The following is a 16,213-nucleotide window of genomic DNA, read 5'->3' as shown; positions in this document are numbered from 1 at the left end:
GGAGACGCCCCCCAGGCGCCCCCGGTCTTCGTCGTCGTGGCCCTCCCACCGCTCCGATCCGGCTCGAAGACGCCTCAACCACCCCTCCGTCAGCGGTCCCTAACGTGCCGCACATGACCACAGGTACGAGTCTCAAGGGAAGAGTCGCCCTGGTCACCGGGGCGGGCAGGAACATCGGCGCGGTGATCGCCGCCGAGCTGGCGAGGCGGGAAGCGGCCGTCGCGATCAACTACCGCAAGTCGGTCGAGGGCGCGGAGCAGGGGGTGCGCGACATCCGCGAGCGCGGTGGCCGCGCCGGTGCCTACCAGGCCGACGTCCGCGACATGGACGGCGTGCGCGGCATGGTCGACGCGGTCGAGGACGACCTGGGCCCGGTCGACACGCTCGTACTCAACGCCACCGGCTTCGACGACGTCCTGCGCGGCCCTGCGCTCGGCCACACCGTGGACGAGCTTCAGGAGGAGATGGCCGCGCAGTTCCGGGCCGCGCTGGTGCCCGCCTATGTGCTGGCGCCGCGCATGGCCGAGCGCGGGGGCGGCAACATCGTCTTCATCTCGGCCATCTACCCGCGGCGCACCATGGCGGGCGGGCTCGGGCACGCGCTCGCCAAGGTCTCCGTGGAGACGGCGATGAAGCACCTCGCGGTCGAGCTGGGCCCCCAGGGGGTCAGGGTCAACACCGTCATCCCCGACGTCACCCGCAGCGAGGGCTTCGAGCGGGCCATCAAGCTGGAGCACGTGGCCAAGCAGCTCGACTCCTACATCGGCGGTATCCCCCTCCGCCGCATCGCCGAGCCCGAGGAAGTGGCACGGGCGGTCGCCTCGATCGTCAGCGATGACATGTCGTACGTCACGGGCGCCTTCCTGCCGGTGGCCGGCGGAAACCTCATTCTCTGACACCGCGGTTCTCCGCAGGGGAGGAAGAACATGGCTGATCTGCCCTTCACGAGCCGGCACGCCGTCGTCACCGGTGGCGGCGCGGGCCTCGGCCGGGCGACGGCGCTCGCCCTCGCAGAGCGCGGCGCCGCCTCGGTGATCGTCACCGGCCGCCGCGAGGAGCCCCTGAGGGCCGTGGCCGACCTGCACCCGGCGATCAGGCCGGTGGTCGCCGACGTCCGTGACGAGGCGGGGGCGGCGGCCGTCGTGGCGGCGGTCACCGCGGGCTCCGGCCGTCTCGACGTGGTGGTCCACAACGCGGGGGTGTGGCGGTCCACACCGGTGGACGGCCTCGACGACACCGCCGTGCGGGAGGTCGTCGACACCAACGTGGTGGGCCCTCTCACCCTCACCCCCCGGCTGCTGCCGCTGCTGAACGAGGGGGCGTCGATCGTCTTCGTCTCCAGTGTGATGGGGCACCTGCCGGGCCCGGGGCAGGCGGTTTACTCGGCGAGCAAGGCCGCCGTCGACAGCCTGACGCGGTCGTGGGCGAGCGAGCTGGCCCCGCGCCGCATCCGGGTGAACGCCGTGGCGCCGGGGAGCGTGGAGACCGAGGGCCTGATCGCCACGGCGCGGGCCGCGGGCTGGAGCGACGAGAAGATCGAGGCGGTGCGCGCGAGCAAGGCGCGGACGTTCCCGCTGGGCCGGTACGGCACTCCGGACGACGTCACCGCGTGGATCACGCATCTCGCCGCGACGACGAGTTCATGGGTCACCGGCCAGGTGATCACCGTGGACGGGGGCTGGGATCTGCTGTCGGGGCCCGCCGTCTGAGGCCGAGTCCGGCCTAGAGAAATCCGATCAGCCCCTCAGGCCCCGCCCGGGAAGATCCCGGGGAGAAAGGGTTCGGCATGGAGAAGACCCCGAAGAAGAAGGTCCTGCTCATCCAGCAGGGCGTCTGGGCGATGTCGCTGGAGTCGATGCCCCTGGCCTCCGCCTACATCAAGGCGACGGCCCTCGACGACCAGCGGATACGCGACCAACTCGACATCGAGATAAGGAACTTCGACGGCGGCGCGACGCTCGTCAACATCGCTCAGGAGCTGTTCGGAAAGGGTGACGTCCCCGACGTCATCGCCTTCTCCGTGCTCGGCTGGAACTTCCGCACCTTCGGCTGTCTCGCCGAGACCTTCAAGCAGTTGAACCCGGACGGCTGGGTCGTCTTCGGCGGCACCCACGTGGCCCACCAGGCGGCGCGCACCCTGCGGATGTACCCCGAGGTGGACGTGGTCGTCAACGGCGAGGGGGAGCTGACGTTCCGTGAGGTCCTGAACGCCTATCTCGACGGCACCTCGCGGCACGAACTCGACCACATCCAGGGCATCTCCTTCACCGACGGCGGCGACAAGCTCGTCACCACCGAGGAGCGCCCCAGGATCGAGGACCTGGACGTCATCCCCTCGCCCTTCCTCACCGGCGCGATCAGTCTCACGGACGAGAACGGCGAGTTCCCCTACGATGTGGCCCTGTTGGAGACCAACCGCGGCTGCCCGTACAAGTGCGCCTTCTGCTTCTGGGGCGGCGCCGTCGGCCAGCGGGTGCGGGCGTTCTCCCGCGAACGGCTCAGGCAGGAACTGGAGTTGTTCGCGCGGCACAAGGTGCACACCATCGTGCTGTGCGACGCGAACTTCGGCATGCTGCCCATCGACCGCGAGTTCGTCGAGGACATGATCGAGGTGCGCGACAAGTACGGCTTCCCCAGGGCCCTTGAGACGTCGTGGGCGAAGAACAAGTCCAAGCTCTTCTACGACATCGTCCGCATGATGAAGGAGGCCGGCCTGCACAGCTCGTTCACGCTGGCGCTCCAGACCCTGGACGAGAGCGCGCTGTCCCTGATGAACCGGCGCAACATGAAGGTGAACTCCTGGGAGGAGCTTGCGGAGTGGCTCAACAAGGAGGGCATGGAGTGCTACGCCGAACTCATCTGGGGCGCCCCGGGGGAGACGGTCGAGTCGTTCATGAACGGGTACGACCGGCTCGCCAAGTACGTCACCCGGGTGGCGACGTACCCGATGCTGCTGCTGCCGAACACCGAGTACTCGGAGAACAAGGAGAAGTACGGGCTGCTCACCGTCCGGGGTGACCAGGACGACTTCGAGTACCTGCTCAAGCACCAGACGATGACCCCGCAGGACAACGAGCTGATCCACCGCTTCCTGTTCTTCTCCCGCCTCACCGCCGAGAACCCGGTGTTCCGCAGCCTGTGGACGGCGCTGCGGGTGCTCGGCGGCGTCACCCAGTCCCAGGCCATCCGGTCGATGATCGACTGGTTCGGCGCGACGCAGGACCCCGAGGCGGAGCCGATCCAGGACCTGCTCGCCCGCTCCTTCACCAACGTGGACGCGCTGGGCCCGGCCACCGAGTTCGTCTACGGGCGGGTCGCGGCGAAGCGGCTGTTCCAGGAGTGGTGGCAGGAGTCGATGCGGCCGCGCGTCCCCGAGGAGCACCGTGCGCTCCTCGACGAGGTGTTCCGCTACGACATCCAGACGCTGCCCGCGTACGTGTCGGGCGGCGAGGAGGCGTCCGAGCTGTTCCCGCACCCGGGGCTGCCGGTCGTCACCGTCGCGGGCGAGCGCTTCCACGTGCGCGCGGGCATGACGTTCCGCTGCGACGTGCCGGCCCTCGTGCAGTCCCTCAAGCGCGACGAGCCGTACGACCACGCGCTGGTGGAGTTCACCACGTCGCTGTACTACAAGGTGGGTGTCGACGGGTTCGTGGGCTCCACCAACCACGAGGAGATCATCTACTTCATGGGGCGCCTCGAACGGGAGATGGACGGCACCTCCTCCCTCGCGGCGACGGGGGCGGAATAGTGGCCGCGCCCCTCGTACGCCCCCTCGCACGCGGCGCCACGGCGGCGCTCGCCTTCGCCGCCGCCCTCGCCCTCACGGCCACCGACGCCTCGGCGCTGCCCCGGGGCTCCGCCGACGTCGCCTGCGCCGAGGTGTCCGTGCCGCTCTCCGCAGGCGACGGCCGGGCCGTCGGGGGCGAGCTGTGCCGTCCCGACGGGACCAACGGCGTGGTGGAGGTCCTGCTGAGCGGCCTCACCTACGACGCGCGCTACTGGACGCAGGCACCGGCCCCGCAGCAGCCCTCGTACGTCGCCGACGCGAACGCCCGCGGCTTCACCACCCTGACGCTCGACCGGCCGGGCACCGGCGCCAGTGGCCGCCCGCCCGCCGCCGACGTCACCTTCGCGAGCGACACCGCCTCGGTCCACGAGGCCGTCACCGCACTCCACGCCGGGCTCGGCGGCCACACGTACCCCCGGGTCGTGCTGGTGGGCCACTCCTACGGGGCCGGGGAGGCGCTGGCGGAGTCCGCGCGGCACGACGACGTGGCCGCGGTCGTCCTCAGTGGCTTCGCCCATGCGTCGGGACCCGAGGGGGACGCCATCATCCCCTCGATGATCCCCGCGTCGCAGGACCCGGTCGTCGGCCCCACGGGGCCGCCCGACGGCTATCTGACGACGAAGCCCGGCAGCCGCGAGGACCTGTTCTACGCACCCGGCGACGCCTCCGCGGAGACGATCGCGCGGGACGAGCTGACCAAGTCGACGATGACCACAGGAGAGCGGGACTCCCTCAGTGATCCTTATGCCGCCACGCTGGCCGCCATGGAGAAGGCTCCCGTCCTCCTCGCACTGGGCTCGAAGGACGCGCTGGTCTGCGGGGGGCCGTATCTGGCGTGTACGTCGCCCGAGGAGGTGACCACGTTCGAGCGGTACGTGTTCACCGGGGACAACCGTCTTGACGCCTATCTGCTCCCCGGGTCCGGGCACTCCCTGAACCTGCACGGCAACGCCTCCGCCTGGCACACGGCGGCGGCCGCATGGATCGAGGACGCCGTCGGTCAGGGCGACTGAGGCGTCTTGTCCGCAACCGAAGACAACACAACGCCGAGCGAAGGAGTTCCCCGGTGAAAGGTCTCGTGCTGTCCGGGGGAACCGGGACCCGTCTGCGCCCGTTCACCTATTCCATGCCCAAGCAGTTGATGCCGGTGGCCAACAAACCGGTGCTGCACTACTGCCTGGAGAACATCCGTGACCTGGGCGTCACCTCCGTGGGCATCATCGTCGGCCAGCGCGGCGGGCAGGTCGAGCAGGCCATCGGGGACGGCGCGGACCTGGGTCTCGACCTCACCTATCTGTTCCAGTCGGCGCCGCTCGGGCTCGCGCACTGTGTGACGGTGGCCGAGCGGTTCCTCGGCGACGACGACTTCGTCATGTACCTGGGCGACAACATGCTGGTCGGCGGTCTGGCCGACGCGGCACGTGACTTCGCCGCACGCCGCCCGGCCGCGAAGGTGCTCGTCACGAAGGTCGACGACCCGCAGCACTACGGTGTCGCGGAACTCGACGCCGAGGGGCACGTGGTCTCCCTGACCGAGAAGCCCGAACACCCCAGGTCCGACCTGGCGATGATGGGGGTGTACTTCTTCACCCCCGCGGTCCACGAGGCCGTGCGCGGCATCCGGCCGAGCGCACGGGGCGAGTTGGAGATCACCGACGCGGTCCAGCGCCTCGTCGACAGCGGACGGGACGTCACCGCCGAGGTGTACCAGGGGTACTGGGCCGACACCGGCGGTGTGCGGGAGCTGCTGGGCTGCAACCGGGTCGTGCTCGACGCCATCACGGGCGATGTGCGCGGCCGGGTGGACGGCACCTCCGTGCTCACGGGCCCGGTGGTCGTCGGGGCCGGCACCGAGATCGTGGGCTCGCGCCTCGAAGGGCCGCTGACCATCGGCGCGGGGTGTGTGGTGCGCAACGCCAGGATCGGTCCGCACACCGCTGTCGGACAGAACTGCCAGATCGAAAACGCGGACGTCCAGGAGTCGATCGTGCTCGAAAACGTTCATGTCGAGGGAGTGCGCGGGGTGCGCGACTCGGTCATCGGCAGAGGTGCCCGGGTACGGGGCACCTCGTGCGGGTCCGGGGCCCAGCGCCTGCTGTTGGGTGACCAGGCCAGCATCCAGGTGCGCTCCGCATGAGGGTCCTGGTCACCGGAGGCGCCGGGTTCATCGGCGCCCACTACACGCGGGGGCTGCTGAACGGCGAGTACCCCGGCAGCGAGGGCGCCGAGGTGACGGTGCTCGACAAGCTGACGTACGCGGGCAACCTGGCCAACCTGCCGGTCGGCCACCCGCGGCTGCGCTTCGTGCACGGCGACATCACGGACCGGGAGCTGCTCGAACGGGAGCTGCCGGGCCACGACGCCGTGGTGCACTTCGCGGCGGAGTCCCATGTGGACCGCTCCATCACCGGCGCCTCCGCGTTCGTGGAGACCAACATCGTCGGTACCCAGTGCCTGGCCGACGTGTGCGTCAGCGCCGGGGTGTCGCCGTTCGTGTACGTGTCCACGGACGAGGTCTACGGGTCCATCCCCCACGGGGCCTGGGACGAGTCCTGCCCGCTGGCGCCGAACTCGCCCTACGCCGCTTCCAAGGCGGGCGGGGAGCTGATGGCCCGCGCGTACTGGCGCACCCACGGTCTCGACGTCCGTATCACCCGCTGCTCCAACAACTACGGCCCGTACCAGCACGTCGAGAAGCTGATCCCGCTGTTCGTGACGCATCTGCTGTCCGGCCGCCCGGTGCCGCTGTACGGCGACGGCGGGAACGTCAGGGAGTGGATGCACGTGCGCGACCACTGCGCCGCGGTGCACCTGGTCACGGTCGCGGGGAAGGCGGGCGACGTCTACAACATCGGCGGTGACACGGCCCTGAGCAACCGGGAGGTCACCGAGCGCATCATCAGGCTCTGCGACGCCGACTGGTCGCAGGTGCGGTACGTGCCCGACCGGCGGGGCCACGACCGCCGCTACGCGCTGGACGCGAGCCGCATCCGCGAGGAGCTGGGGTTCGTCCCGCGCATCGGCTTCGACGAGGGTCTGGCCGAGGTGGTGCGCTGGTACCGGGACAACCCCGCGTGGTGGAAGCCGCTGGAGAACGCCCCGGCGTCGGGGTGAGCACACCGGCCCCCGCACAGGACCCGTACGCCGCAGCCGCACCGCCCGGCGCCGCCCCCCGCACGGCAGGGGGCGGCGCCGGGTGTGCTCAGCCCCGGGCCGCGCGGGTGAAGACCTCCTCGACCAGGGCGGACTGACGCAGAATCATCTCCAGATGCGGTTCGACGTCGCGGCGTTCCGCGATGGTGTCGGCGAACTCCGCCGCGATGTTCGCGAACTGGTCGTCGGCGGGCAGGGTCCGCTCCTCGCGGACGTCCTGCCGTTCGAGCCTGATCACCGGCTGGAACCCCGCGGGGGGTGTGAAGGCGCGCTCCACGCCGATCCGCCCGGAGCTGCCCCACAGTTCGTAGCGTGAGCGGTAGGCGTGGACGAAGCCGAAGCCGATGTGGGCGGTCACCCCGTCCTCGTCGTGCAGCAGGGCGCCGCCCGCCACGTCCACCCCGCGGCGCGGATCGACCCGCAGATACGATCCGGTGACCCGGATGTCGGAGCCCAGGTACAACTGGGCGGCCCGCAGCGGGTAGACCCCGACGTCGAGCAGCGCGCTGCCGCCCAGTGCCCGCTGGTAGCGGGTGTCGCCGTCGGGCAGCGGAGGAATCCCGAAGTCGGCGGTGAGGCTGCGCAGGGTGCCGATGGCCCCGTCGGCGACCAGCTCGCGCACCCGGGCGTGCTGGGAGTGCCGCAGGAACATGAAGCTCTCCATGAGCAGCAGTCCGCGCTCGCGGGCGAGCGACACCGCCTTGGCCGCCTCCTCGTACCGGGTGACGAGGGGTTTCTCGCAGAGCACGTGTTTGCCCGCCGACAGCGCCCGGGTGATCCACTCGGCGTGCAGCCCGGTGGCGAGGGGGATGTAGACCGCGTCCACGTCGTCCCGTTCGAGCGCGGCCGCGTATCCCGCCACCGGCTCCCCTCCGAAGGTGTCGGTGAAGGCCCGCGCCTTGGCCGGGTCCCGGCTCGCCACCGCCGTGATCTCGATGCCTGGCACGGTCGCCATCGCGGGCAGCATGCGCCGCCTCGCGATGTCGGCGCAGCCCAGCACGCCGACGCGCAGCCGGCCGTCGGGGCGGCCGTTTTCGTTCGTTCGCTGCTCTGCCACTGTCTGCCACCTCGGTCTCGGCCGGTCAGGCACGGTCGGCGACGATCGCCTTGTGCATGGAGTTGGTGCTTGCGTGGAAGCGGACGTTGGTGAACCCGGCTTCGGTGAACATCCACCGGTAGGTGTCGAGGGAGTGGGGCTCGCCCGTCTCGGTCTGCATCAGCATGATCAGGGCGAACAGGTGCGGGTTGGGGTCGTCGGCCGGTGACACCCTCTCGTCGAAGGTGTGCCCGACGACGCCGATCCGGCCGCCGGGGCGCATCGCCGCGTGCAGCCTGCGCAGCAGACCGGCCGCCTGCCGCGCCGAGCGGTGGTGCAGTACGTGGGCCATGGTGACCAGATCGTAGGGGCCGCCCAGCGGGTCGTTGAAGGCGTCGCCCTGCCGGAACTCGGTCCTGTCCGCGACCTCAAGGCGCCGGGCGTTCTCCTCCGCCACCGCGAGGACGCGCGGCGCCCAGTCGAAGGCGCAGAGCCGGGCGCGGGGCTCCCTGCGGGCGATCTCGAAGCCGTACCATCCTGAGCCGCAGCCGACGTCCAGCACGTCGACCCGCTCGGCCGCCGGGTTCCAGGGCAGCAGCAGGTCGGCGACGAGCTGGGCGGCGCCGGTGTTGAACGTCGAATCGGCGCTGTGCTCCGCCCACACCCCGAAGTAGTCGAAGTCCGGGGTGTCCGCGGTGGTCTCCATGACGGGGGCGCCCTTGCGCACGGACTCGGCGAGCCGCTTGTGCGCGTCCCACTCCCAGGAGTCGATGCCGAGCCTGATCGGCCCGCCGAAGTAGTCCTTGCCGCCCTTGACCAGCAGGTCCTCGGCGCCCGGCACCAGTGAGTAGCGCCCCGCCCCGTGGTGCAGCAGGCCGATGGCGGCCAGGGCGTTCAGCAGGATGCGGGTGCCGCGCTCCGACGTGCCGAGGCGGGCGGCGAGGACGTCGACGTCGGCCGGTCCCTGCGCGACGGCGTCGTAGACGCCCAGTTCGACCGAGCAGCGCAGCAGGCTGGAATGGGTGTAGCCGCGCATATAGGTGTGGAGCTTCTTCCGGGTCAGCGCGTCGGCGTTCTCCTGTGGCATCCCTCATCCTCCCGGTCGCGGGGCACGAACTCGGACGCTCCCAGCCTCACCGGGCGCGGTCCGCAGGCGTTCGAGGCCGACTTGAGCGGGGGTGGGGGCAGGGCGCTTCGAACGTTCCTCGACCGGCCGGTGGCACGGTGCCCGGATGGATCTGGGTCTGTCCGGCAGGACCGCGCTGGTGACGGGTGCGACGGGCGGCATCGGGCGGGAGGTCGCCCGTGCCTTCGTCGCCGAGGGTGCCACCGTCGCGCTCGGCTACCGCAACGACCGCGAGGGCGCCGAGCGGCTGGCGCGCGAGCTGAAGGACGCGTTCGCGGTCCGGTACGCGCTCGACGACGCCGACTCGGCGGCCGAGGCGGTCGCGGCGGTGCGCGAACGGCGCGGGGGGACGGACGTGTTCGTCGCCAACGCGTTCAGCTGGGGCCGCAGGCGTGCCCCCGGCACCCGGTTCGAGGACGTCGCGCCGGACGAGTGGGGCCCGGTGGTGGGGCACAATCTGGCGCCGGTGGTGCGTGCCACCCAGCTCGTGCTGCCGCAGATGCGCGAGCGCGGCTGGGGACGCATCGCGTTCGTCTCCTCGCACAACGCCTTCGACGGCCAGCGAGGCCAGGAGTTCTACGGCACCGTGAAGGCCGGCCTCTACGGGCTCGCCCGCAGCCTGGCCTGGGACGTGGGCCAGGACGGGGTCCTCGTCAACGTGGTGGCGCCGGGGCTCACGCTGACCGAGCGGGTGCGCACGGGGCTGCCCGAGGAGATCAGGGAGCGCGAGCGGTCGAGGACCCCGACGGGGCGGCTGAGCACCCCTCAGGAGGTGGCGCGCACCCTGCTGTTCCTGTGCTCCGCGGCCAACGGGAACGTCACCGGCGAGAACGTGACGGTGGCGGGCGGGCGTTGAACCCAGCGGCGCTCCATCAGGGCTCAAAGGACCGGCCGTAGCGTCCGCGCCATGGTCTCGGACTCACTGCAAGGCAAGGTCGTCGTGGTCACGGGCGGCGACTCGCCGTCCACCGTTCCGGTCGCGGCCGAGCTGGCACGGCGCGGCGCGGTGCTCTCCGTGCAGTACGACACCTCGTTCGCCGACGCCAGGGACCTGGTGCGCGGCATCGAGAAGGACGGCGGGCAGGCGATCGCGGTGCGGGCGGCGCTGACGGACGAGTCCCGGATGGAGGCCCTGTGCCGCCGCACCATGGGCGCGCTCGGCGCCCTTGACGCGCTGCTGGTCGACACCTCCGCCGCCGCGCCCGGCCACGGCGAGGCGGCGCCCGCGGAGGCGTTCGACGCGCTGCGGCACCGTCTTGAGGGCTGGCTGGCTCCCGCGCACGCGGCGCTGCGCACCCTGGCGTCCCAGCAGCGGTCGGGCGCGGTGGTGTACCTCACCGCAGGCGCGGGGCCCGACGCCGCCCTGGCCAGGTCCTTCGTACCGCAGCTCGCGGCCGGGGCGCGCCGCTGCGCCGTGCGGATCAACGCGGTCGCGGCGGCCCCGGGGCCCGCGGACGCCGTACGCGGGGTGGTGGACCTGGTGGCCGCGCTGACCGCGGGCGAGCTGTCCCGGCTGAGCGGCGCCGTACTCGCCCTGGACACCGCACCGCTCGACTGACGGCCGCACCCCCCTTCCCCGTCCGAGGAGCCCGGCATGCGCGTGCTGTTCACCACCACCAACTGGAAGGGCGCCTACTTCTGCATGGTCCCGCTCGGCTGGGCGCTGAACGCCGCGGGACACGAGGTGCGGGTGCTGTGCGCGCCCTCGCAGGCCGACGCGGTCCGCTCGGCGGGGCTGGCGCCCGTCCCCGCCCTCGGGGACATCGACATGATGGTCTTCGAGCGGATGGCACGCCACGCCGAGGCGCGGGCGGACGACGGTCTTCCGGTGCTGCACCCGGTCACCGGGCGGCCGCTGGCCTCGCCCGACGAGTACGACGCCGAGGTGGAGGGCGCCGCGTTCCTGAGGGAGTGCGAGGACATCACCCGGTCCAACCGGGACGCCGCGGTGGCGTGCGCCCGCGCGGTCCGGCCCGACCTGGTGGTGCACGACCTGATGTCGCTCGAAGGGCCGCTCGCCGCGCGCGTGACGGGCGTTCCCGCCGTGTACCACTCCCCCGGCATGTTCGGCGCGTACGAGACCGGGCTCGACGACACCGTCGGGTCCTTCGCCCACCACGGGGTGGCGCCGTGGGAGCCGTCGCAGGTGAGCCACTTCATCGACCCCACACCGCGGTCGCTGGCCCAGGACGCGGGCGACGCGGTACGGCTGTGCAGCGGTTACGTCCCGTACAACGGCCCGGGTGAGGTGGCCCCCTGGATGTGGGAGCGCCCCGCCCGCAGGCGGGTCTGCCTGCTGTGGAGCAACTCCGCGCTGGAGATCTACGGCCCCTCGATGCCCGCGCTGCGCCACGTGGTGCAGGCGGTGCGCGCGCACGGCGCCGAGCTGCTGCTCACCGCCTCGGCACGCCAGGTGGCCGTCCTGGGCGAACTCCCGGACGGTGTACGGGTGTTGCGGCAGTGCCCGGTGAACCTGCTGCTCGACTCGTGTGACGCGCTGATCCACCAGGGCAGCGTCAACCCGATGATGGCGGGGGCGGTCGCCGGGCTGCCGCAGCTCATGCTCCCGCTCACCGACGACCAGAGCGAGATGAGCAGGCGGTACGAGAAGGCCGGGGCGGGGCTGCGCGTTCCCGGCCTGACCGCGCGGTACGACGCCGTGCACCGGGCGGTCGGCAGGCTCCTCGGGGACGACGCGCTGCGCTCCGCGGCGCGCACGGTGCGGGACGACGGTGCGCGGCGGCCCCGTGTCTGCGCCCTCGTCGCACCGCTCGAACGTCTCGCCCGGGGCGACGACCCCGTCCTGTGACCGGCCAAGCGACACGACCCAGAACGGTGGTATCCAGTGACGACAGACACCGGCCTCGACGAGATGCGCTCCTGGCTGCTGACGGAGCATCACGAGACCGTCGATCCGGCGCGGTTGGGACATGTGCGCGCGGAGCTTGAGCGTGTCGTGCGCGACGGTGTGCCGGGGCCCGTGGCCGAACTCGGCTGCTACCGGGGCGCGATGACCCTGTGGATGCGGGCGGTCCTCGACGCGTGCGGCGACGACAGGGCCATCCATGTCTTCGACTCCTTCGAGGGGCTTCCCGACACCACCGAGGAGGACGAGATCGTCATGCCGTCCGGGGTGTTCGCCTGCTCGCCCGACGACCTGCTCGCGGCCTTCGACACCTGGGGCAGGCGGCGCCCCGAGGTGCACCCCGGCTGGTTCGACAGCACGCTCCGCGACCAGCTCCCCGACCGGATCGCCTTCGGCTACCTGGACGGGGACCTGTACGCCTCCACCCTGGTCTCGCTGACCGAGTGCGTGCCGCGTCTCGCGCCCGGCGGCGCCCTCATCATCGACGACTACACCGACCCCGCCGCGGGCCCCGACACGATCGCGCCGTTCCCCGGCGTCAAGGCGGCCTGCGACGCGTACTTCGAGGGCCGCTCCCCGGTCGAGACCCTCCCGGGCGACGTCGCGTACGGGCGCCTGCGCCGCGAGCGCGGGTGAGCGGCGGCCGCCCCGGCGCCCCGCCACCCGGACGGCCCCGCCGTACCCACGGCCGCAGGACCCACGCCCCGAGAGAGGACACCCCATGCCCGACGAGCAGCCCGACGCCTCCGTCTACAAGGAGCTGGTCCAGCTCATCAGCTCGTTCCCCTCGGCCCAGTACATCAGGGCGCTGACCCTGCTCGGCGTGCCCGACCACCTGCTCGACGGGCCGCGTCCCGTGGCCGCGCTCGCGACCTCGATCGGGGCACACGAGCGGACGCTCGGCCGCTATCTGCGCTCCTGCGCGGTCCTGGGGCTGACCACGGAGGACGAGCCCGACGTGTTCGGGCTCACCCCGATGGGCGCGCTGCTCGCCACCGGCGGCATGTTCGCGGCCATCGCGCGGGCGACCGCGGGCATGCACCACTACCTGCCGTACTCCAGGACGGCGGAGTGCGTACGCACCGGGAGGCCCATGGGCGAGGAGACCCTGGGGACGTCCTTTCAGCGGCACCTCCAGGAGCGCCCCGACGAGCTGCTGGCCTTCTACCAGTTGGACTCCATGGCCTCGGGCGACTGCGGCGGCTCACTCGCGAAGGCGTTCGACTTCGGGCGCTACGGGACGATCGTCGACGCGGCCGGGCGGCACGGCGACACGCTGGCGCAGGTCCTGGCCGCCGCCCCCGGCGCCCGTGGCGTCCTCTTCGACCTCCCGGCGATCATGCCGGCCGCCCGCGCGAACCTCACGGAACACGGGGTGATCGACCGGGTGCGGCTGGCCGGCGGGGACGTGGGCGAGGAAGTGCCGCCGGGCGGCGGGGACTTGTACCTGCTCAGGACCGTGCTGTGGGAGAACGACGACGACAGGGCCGTACGCATCCTGCGCAACGTCGCCGCCGCCATGCCGGACTCCGCCCGTCTGCTGGTGGTGGAGACGTTCCTGCCGGAGCTGCCGAACGGCATCGGCGGCCCTGACGTGGACGAGGAGACACGGGAGCTGCACCGGGTCAACTTCTCGGTGTTCCTCCAGCGCGGCGGCCGGGTGCGCACCGAGGAGGAGAACAGGCGGCTGCTGGAACGGGCCGGGTTCACCGTCGAGCGGGTCGCCCATGTCGCGGGCGACGCGCGCGGCTGGGACCTCATCGAGGCACACGGACGCCGCCCCTGAGGGGTGTCGCCGTGAACGCCGGTGCGGGCGGGCGCGTCCGACGCCGCTCCCCGCGCGTCCTCATGCCGCGAGCGCCCTGGAGAACCCGCCGTCGCGCTAGCCGTCCCGGTCTCTCCCGTCGGCTGCGGCTTTCCCCTCACCCGCGGCTTTCCCCTCACCCGCGGCTTTCCCGTCGACTGCGGCCGCGTAGGCGGCGGCGAGGCGTTCCAGCGGTCCCGGCCCCTCGTGCGGTGCCAGCTCGGCGCCGAGATGGCGGACGCGCAGCTCGTCCATGAACTCCTCGACGAACGCCGGGCCCTCGGCCCGCATCAGCTCCTGACGCGTCCTCAGCTCCTCGCTCCCGGTGCGCCAGTCGAGGCCCCAGTTGCCGAGCGCGTAGATGATGGGCAGCGTCCGGATGCCGGCTTCGGTGAGGCTGTAGCGGGCGCGCTGTCCGCGCGCGGCGCCCGCACGGGTCAGGATGCCCGCGGCGACCAGGCGCTTCAGCCGGTCGGCGAGGATGTTCGACGCGATGCCCTCGATCGAGCCGTGCAGCAGCTCCCGGAAGTAGCGGCGGTCGCCGAAGATCACGTCGCGCAGCACGAGGAACGACCACTGGTCGCCGAGTGCTTCGACGGCGGCGTTGATGGGGCATCCGGAACGCGGGTCCACGACTTCTCCTTGACGGGGTCTGCGCCGCCAGTATAGTGATTGCGAAATGCAACCACTTAAGGATGGAGCAACGGTGGCCGTACGTGTGGACCTCAACATCTCGCTCGACGGGTTCGCGACCACAACGGGCCAGACGCCCGAGAGCCCGATGGGCGAGGACTGGTCGCGCCTGGTCGCCGCCTACGTCGCGACCCGCACCTTCCGCGAGCGCGTCCTGCACGACACGTCGGGCGAGGGCACGACGGGGGTGGACGACAAGTACGCGCGGGCGTACTTCGACGGGATCGGCGCGGAGATCATGGGCGCGGGGATGTTCGGCCTGCACCACTACCCCGACGACCCGGACTGGCGCGGCTGGTGGGGCGATGAGCCGCCGTTCCGGGCCCCCGTGTTCGTCTTGACGCACACCGCCCCGCGGCCGCCGATGGAGATGGCGGGCGGCACGACGTTCCACTTCCTCACCACGACACCGCAGGAGGCGCTGAAGCTGGCGCGGGAGGCCGCCGACGGCAAGGACGTCCGCGTCGGCGGCGGCGCCACCGTGGTGCGCGACTTCCTCAAAGCCGGCCTCGTGGACCGGCTCCACGTCGGCATCGCCCCGGTCCTGCTCGGCCGCGGCATCCGGCTCTGGGACGATCTGCGCGGCCTGGAATCCGACTACCGGGTGACGGCGGAGGTGGCAGAGAGCGGCACCACGCATCTGACGTTCAGCAGGTGAGAACGCGCGGCGCCGCCGCTAGGGAACGGTCGTCTCCACGAGGAACGAGGCGGGGCCCGCGGGGGTGATCTGCGGGGCGGGGAGGCCGGCTTGTTCCAGGAGGCGGGTGAAACCGGTGGTGGTGCGTTCGCGGCCGCCCTGTGTCGCCAGCATCAGCAGGTCCATCGTGGTGGCGCTGCCCAGCGTCCGCGTCGCGTCGAGCACCTGCTCGACGATCACGATGCGGGCGCCGGAGGGCGCCGCGGCCACCAGGGAGCGCAGGACACCCACCGCCGTGGTGTCGTCCCACATGTGGACGACGTTCTTCAACAGGTACAGGTCGGCCTCGACCGGCAGCGCCCGGTGGGCGTCGCCGCCCAGCACCCGGCACCGGTCGGCCAGGTCGCCGTCGACCAGGCGCCGTTCCGCCCCCTCGACCACCCGCGGCAGGTCGAACAGGACGCCCAGGGCGGTGGGGTGGCGTTCGAGCAGCATGCGTAGCAGGGTGCCCCGGCCCCCGCCGACGTCGGCGACCGTGACGTCCTCGTCGACGCGGAGCGCCTCGACGACCGGCCGCAGGGTGGCCTCGCCCGACTGGGACATGGCACGGTCGAACAGGGCGCCCAGGCCGGGGTCGTTCTTCTCCAGATGGCTGAACAGGTCGGTGCCGAACAGGTCCTGGCAGACGCTGCCGCCGGTGCGCACCGCGTCCGTGAGGTGCGACCACACCTGCCACGCGAACGGCGCCCCGGCCAGCAGGACCATGCTGCGCCTGCTGCCAGGGGTGTCCTCGCGCAGCAGCCGCGAGGCGTCGGTGTGGGCGTACCTGCCGTCGGGCAGGGCCCGGAAGACATCCCTCGCGGCCAGCGCCCGCAGCAGTTGCTCCAGGGCCTCGGGGTGGGCGTCCACCCGCTCGGCGAGCCTCGCGGCGGTGGCCGGTTCGTAGTCCAGGGCGTCCGGCACCCTGAGCTGTACGGCGGCCACCAGGGCGGCCGTCGTACCCAGGCTGAACGCCATCTCGTGCAGCAGCAGCGGGGTGGGAACGCTGTCGGGGGCGTCGTTCATCGGGGTCTCCAGAGTCTCGTTCGGGCCCGTGGGCGCGGCCGGGCGG

General features: G+C 72.0%; 16 protein-coding genes. 12 read left to right on the top strand and 4 right to left on the bottom strand.

What is annotated here, in order from left to right; all coding sequences use genetic code 11:
- Window positions 1–113 precede the first annotated feature (113 nt).
- The 6 genes from ACIBIW_RS13205 to rfbB all read left to right on the top strand — a co-directional run bounded on the left by ACIBIW_RS13205 (window position 114) and on the right by rfbB (window position 6,901).
- Complete coding sequence (locus ACIBIW_RS13205; protein ID WP_399335253.1) at window positions 114–896, top strand: SDR family NAD(P)-dependent oxidoreductase; 783 nt, start codon at window positions 114–116, stop codon at window positions 894–896.
- Between the two features lie 30 nt (window positions 897–926).
- The gene (locus ACIBIW_RS13200) at window positions 927–1,709 is read left to right on the top strand and encodes an SDR family NAD(P)-dependent oxidoreductase (protein WP_399335251.1); all 783 of its coding nucleotides are present in this window, start codon (window positions 927–929) and stop codon (window positions 1,707–1,709) included.
- Window positions 1,710–1,786: 77 nt separating this feature from the next.
- Window positions 1,787–3,748: a KedN5 family methylcobalamin-dependent radical SAM C-methyltransferase gene (locus tag ACIBIW_RS13195; RefSeq protein WP_399335249.1), complete on the top strand. Its 1,962-nt coding sequence runs from the start codon at window positions 1,787–1,789 to the stop codon at window positions 3,746–3,748.
- A complete protein-coding gene (locus tag ACIBIW_RS13190) occupies window positions 3,748–4,800 on the top strand; it encodes an alpha/beta hydrolase (protein WP_399335247.1) in 1,053 nt (350 codons plus the stop codon). Before ACIBIW_RS13195 ends, ACIBIW_RS13190 begins: the two co-directional genes overlap by 1 nt.
- 53 nt (window positions 4,801–4,853) lie before the next feature.
- Window positions 4,854–5,924, top strand: a complete 1,071-nt coding sequence (locus tag ACIBIW_RS13185; RefSeq protein ID WP_399335245.1) for a glucose-1-phosphate thymidylyltransferase — start codon at window positions 4,854–4,856, stop codon at window positions 5,922–5,924.
- Window positions 5,921–6,901 carry a dTDP-glucose 4,6-dehydratase gene (gene rfbB, locus ACIBIW_RS13180; RefSeq protein ID WP_399335243.1) on the top strand — a complete coding sequence of 327 codons (981 nt, stop codon included), beginning with the start codon at window positions 5,921–5,923 and terminating at the stop codon, window positions 6,899–6,901. The genes ACIBIW_RS13185 and rfbB overlap by 4 nt, the downstream gene beginning before the upstream one ends.
- Before the next feature lie 88 nt (window positions 6,902–6,989).
- Here the strand turns inward: rfbB and ACIBIW_RS13175 are convergent, their stop codons facing one another.
- Window positions 6,990–7,997, bottom strand: a complete 1,008-nt coding sequence (locus ACIBIW_RS13175; RefSeq protein WP_399335241.1) for a Gfo/Idh/MocA family protein — start codon at window positions 7,995–7,997, stop codon at window positions 6,990–6,992.
- Between the two features lie 25 nt (window positions 7,998–8,022).
- Entirely contained in the window at window positions 8,023–9,063 is a 1,041-nt protein-coding gene (locus ACIBIW_RS13170; RefSeq protein ID WP_399335239.1) for a class I SAM-dependent methyltransferase, read from the bottom strand.
- A gap of 145 nt (window positions 9,064–9,208) precedes the next feature.
- On the opposite strand from ACIBIW_RS13170, the gene ACIBIW_RS13165 reads away from it, so the two are divergent.
- The 5 genes from ACIBIW_RS13165 to ACIBIW_RS13145 all read left to right on the top strand — a co-directional run bounded on the left by ACIBIW_RS13165 (window position 9,209) and on the right by ACIBIW_RS13145 (window position 13,754).
- Window positions 9,209–9,958, top strand: coding sequence for an SDR family NAD(P)-dependent oxidoreductase (locus ACIBIW_RS13165; protein ID WP_399335237.1), 750 nt, complete (start codon window positions 9,209–9,211; stop codon window positions 9,956–9,958).
- A gap of 51 nt (window positions 9,959–10,009) precedes the next feature.
- Window positions 10,010–10,660 carry an SDR family NAD(P)-dependent oxidoreductase gene (locus ACIBIW_RS13160; RefSeq protein ID WP_399335235.1) on the top strand — a complete coding sequence of 217 codons (651 nt, stop codon included), beginning with the start codon at window positions 10,010–10,012 and terminating at the stop codon, window positions 10,658–10,660.
- A 36-nt stretch (window positions 10,661–10,696) separates the two neighbouring features.
- A complete protein-coding gene (locus ACIBIW_RS13155) occupies window positions 10,697–11,911 on the top strand; it encodes a nucleotide disphospho-sugar-binding domain-containing protein (protein ID WP_399335233.1) in 1,215 nt (404 codons plus the stop codon).
- Between the two features lie 36 nt (window positions 11,912–11,947).
- Window positions 11,948–12,604 carry a TylF/MycF/NovP-related O-methyltransferase gene (locus ACIBIW_RS13150; RefSeq protein ID WP_399335231.1) on the top strand — a complete coding sequence of 219 codons (657 nt, stop codon included), beginning with the start codon at window positions 11,948–11,950 and terminating at the stop codon, window positions 12,602–12,604.
- Between the two features lie 85 nt (window positions 12,605–12,689).
- Entirely contained in the window at window positions 12,690–13,754 is a 1,065-nt protein-coding gene (locus ACIBIW_RS13145) for a methyltransferase (RefSeq protein WP_399335229.1), read from the top strand.
- Between the two features lie 96 nt (window positions 13,755–13,850).
- On the opposite strand, the gene ACIBIW_RS13140 is transcribed toward ACIBIW_RS13145, so the two are convergent.
- On the bottom strand, window positions 13,851–14,405 hold the full coding sequence (locus ACIBIW_RS13140) for a winged helix-turn-helix transcriptional regulator (RefSeq protein ID WP_399335227.1): 555 nt from the start codon (window positions 14,403–14,405) through the stop codon (window positions 13,851–13,853).
- Window positions 14,406–14,478: 73 nt separating this feature from the next.
- Here ACIBIW_RS13140 and ACIBIW_RS13135 point away from each other — a divergent pair, with 73 nt between their 5' ends.
- Window positions 14,479–15,123 (top strand): dihydrofolate reductase family protein, encoded by a 645-nt coding sequence (locus ACIBIW_RS13135; protein WP_399335225.1) that lies wholly within the window; start codon window positions 14,479–14,481, stop codon window positions 15,121–15,123.
- An 18-nt stretch (window positions 15,124–15,141) separates the two neighbouring features.
- Here ACIBIW_RS13135 and ACIBIW_RS13130 read toward each other — a convergent pair whose 3' ends face one another.
- Window positions 15,142–16,167 (bottom strand): methyltransferase, encoded by a 1,026-nt coding sequence (locus tag ACIBIW_RS13130; RefSeq protein WP_399335223.1) that lies wholly within the window; start codon window positions 16,165–16,167, stop codon window positions 15,142–15,144.
- Between the last annotated feature and the right edge of the window lie 46 nt (window positions 16,168–16,213).

The sequence above is a fragment of the Streptomyces sp. NPDC050560 genome (assembly GCF_044457285.1).
Lineage (GTDB): Bacteria > Actinomycetota > Actinomycetes > Streptomycetales > Streptomycetaceae > Streptomyces.
The sequence above is the reverse complement of the archived record's forward strand: the minus strand, read 5'-3'. Positions and strand labels throughout refer to the sequence as shown.

Coding starts and splice junctions, on each gene's coding strand:
- ACIBIW_RS13165 (WP_399335237.1), top strand. CDS start 9,209: ATGGATCTGGGTCTGTCCGGCAGGACCGCGCTGGTGACGGGTGCGACG.
- rfbB (WP_399335243.1), top strand. CDS start 5,921: ATGAGGGTCCTGGTCACCGGAGGCGCCGGGTTCATCGGCGCCCACTAC.
- ACIBIW_RS13130 (WP_399335223.1), bottom strand. CDS start 16,167: ATGAACGACGCCCCCGACAGCGTTCCCACCCCGCTGCTGCTGCACGAG.
- ACIBIW_RS13200 (WP_399335251.1), top strand. CDS start 927: ATGGCTGATCTGCCCTTCACGAGCCGGCACGCCGTCGTCACCGGTGGC.
- ACIBIW_RS13145 (WP_399335229.1), top strand. CDS start 12,690: ATGCCCGACGAGCAGCCCGACGCCTCCGTCTACAAGGAGCTGGTCCAG.
- ACIBIW_RS13205 (WP_399335253.1), top strand. CDS start 114: ATGACCACAGGTACGAGTCTCAAGGGAAGAGTCGCCCTGGTCACCGGG.
- ACIBIW_RS13195 (WP_399335249.1), top strand. CDS start 1,787: ATGGAGAAGACCCCGAAGAAGAAGGTCCTGCTCATCCAGCAGGGCGTC.
- ACIBIW_RS13155 (WP_399335233.1), top strand. CDS start 10,697: ATGCGCGTGCTGTTCACCACCACCAACTGGAAGGGCGCCTACTTCTGC.
- ACIBIW_RS13160 (WP_399335235.1), top strand. CDS start 10,010: ATGGTCTCGGACTCACTGCAAGGCAAGGTCGTCGTGGTCACGGGCGGC.
- ACIBIW_RS13170 (WP_399335239.1), bottom strand. CDS start 9,063: ATGCCACAGGAGAACGCCGACGCGCTGACCCGGAAGAAGCTCCACACC.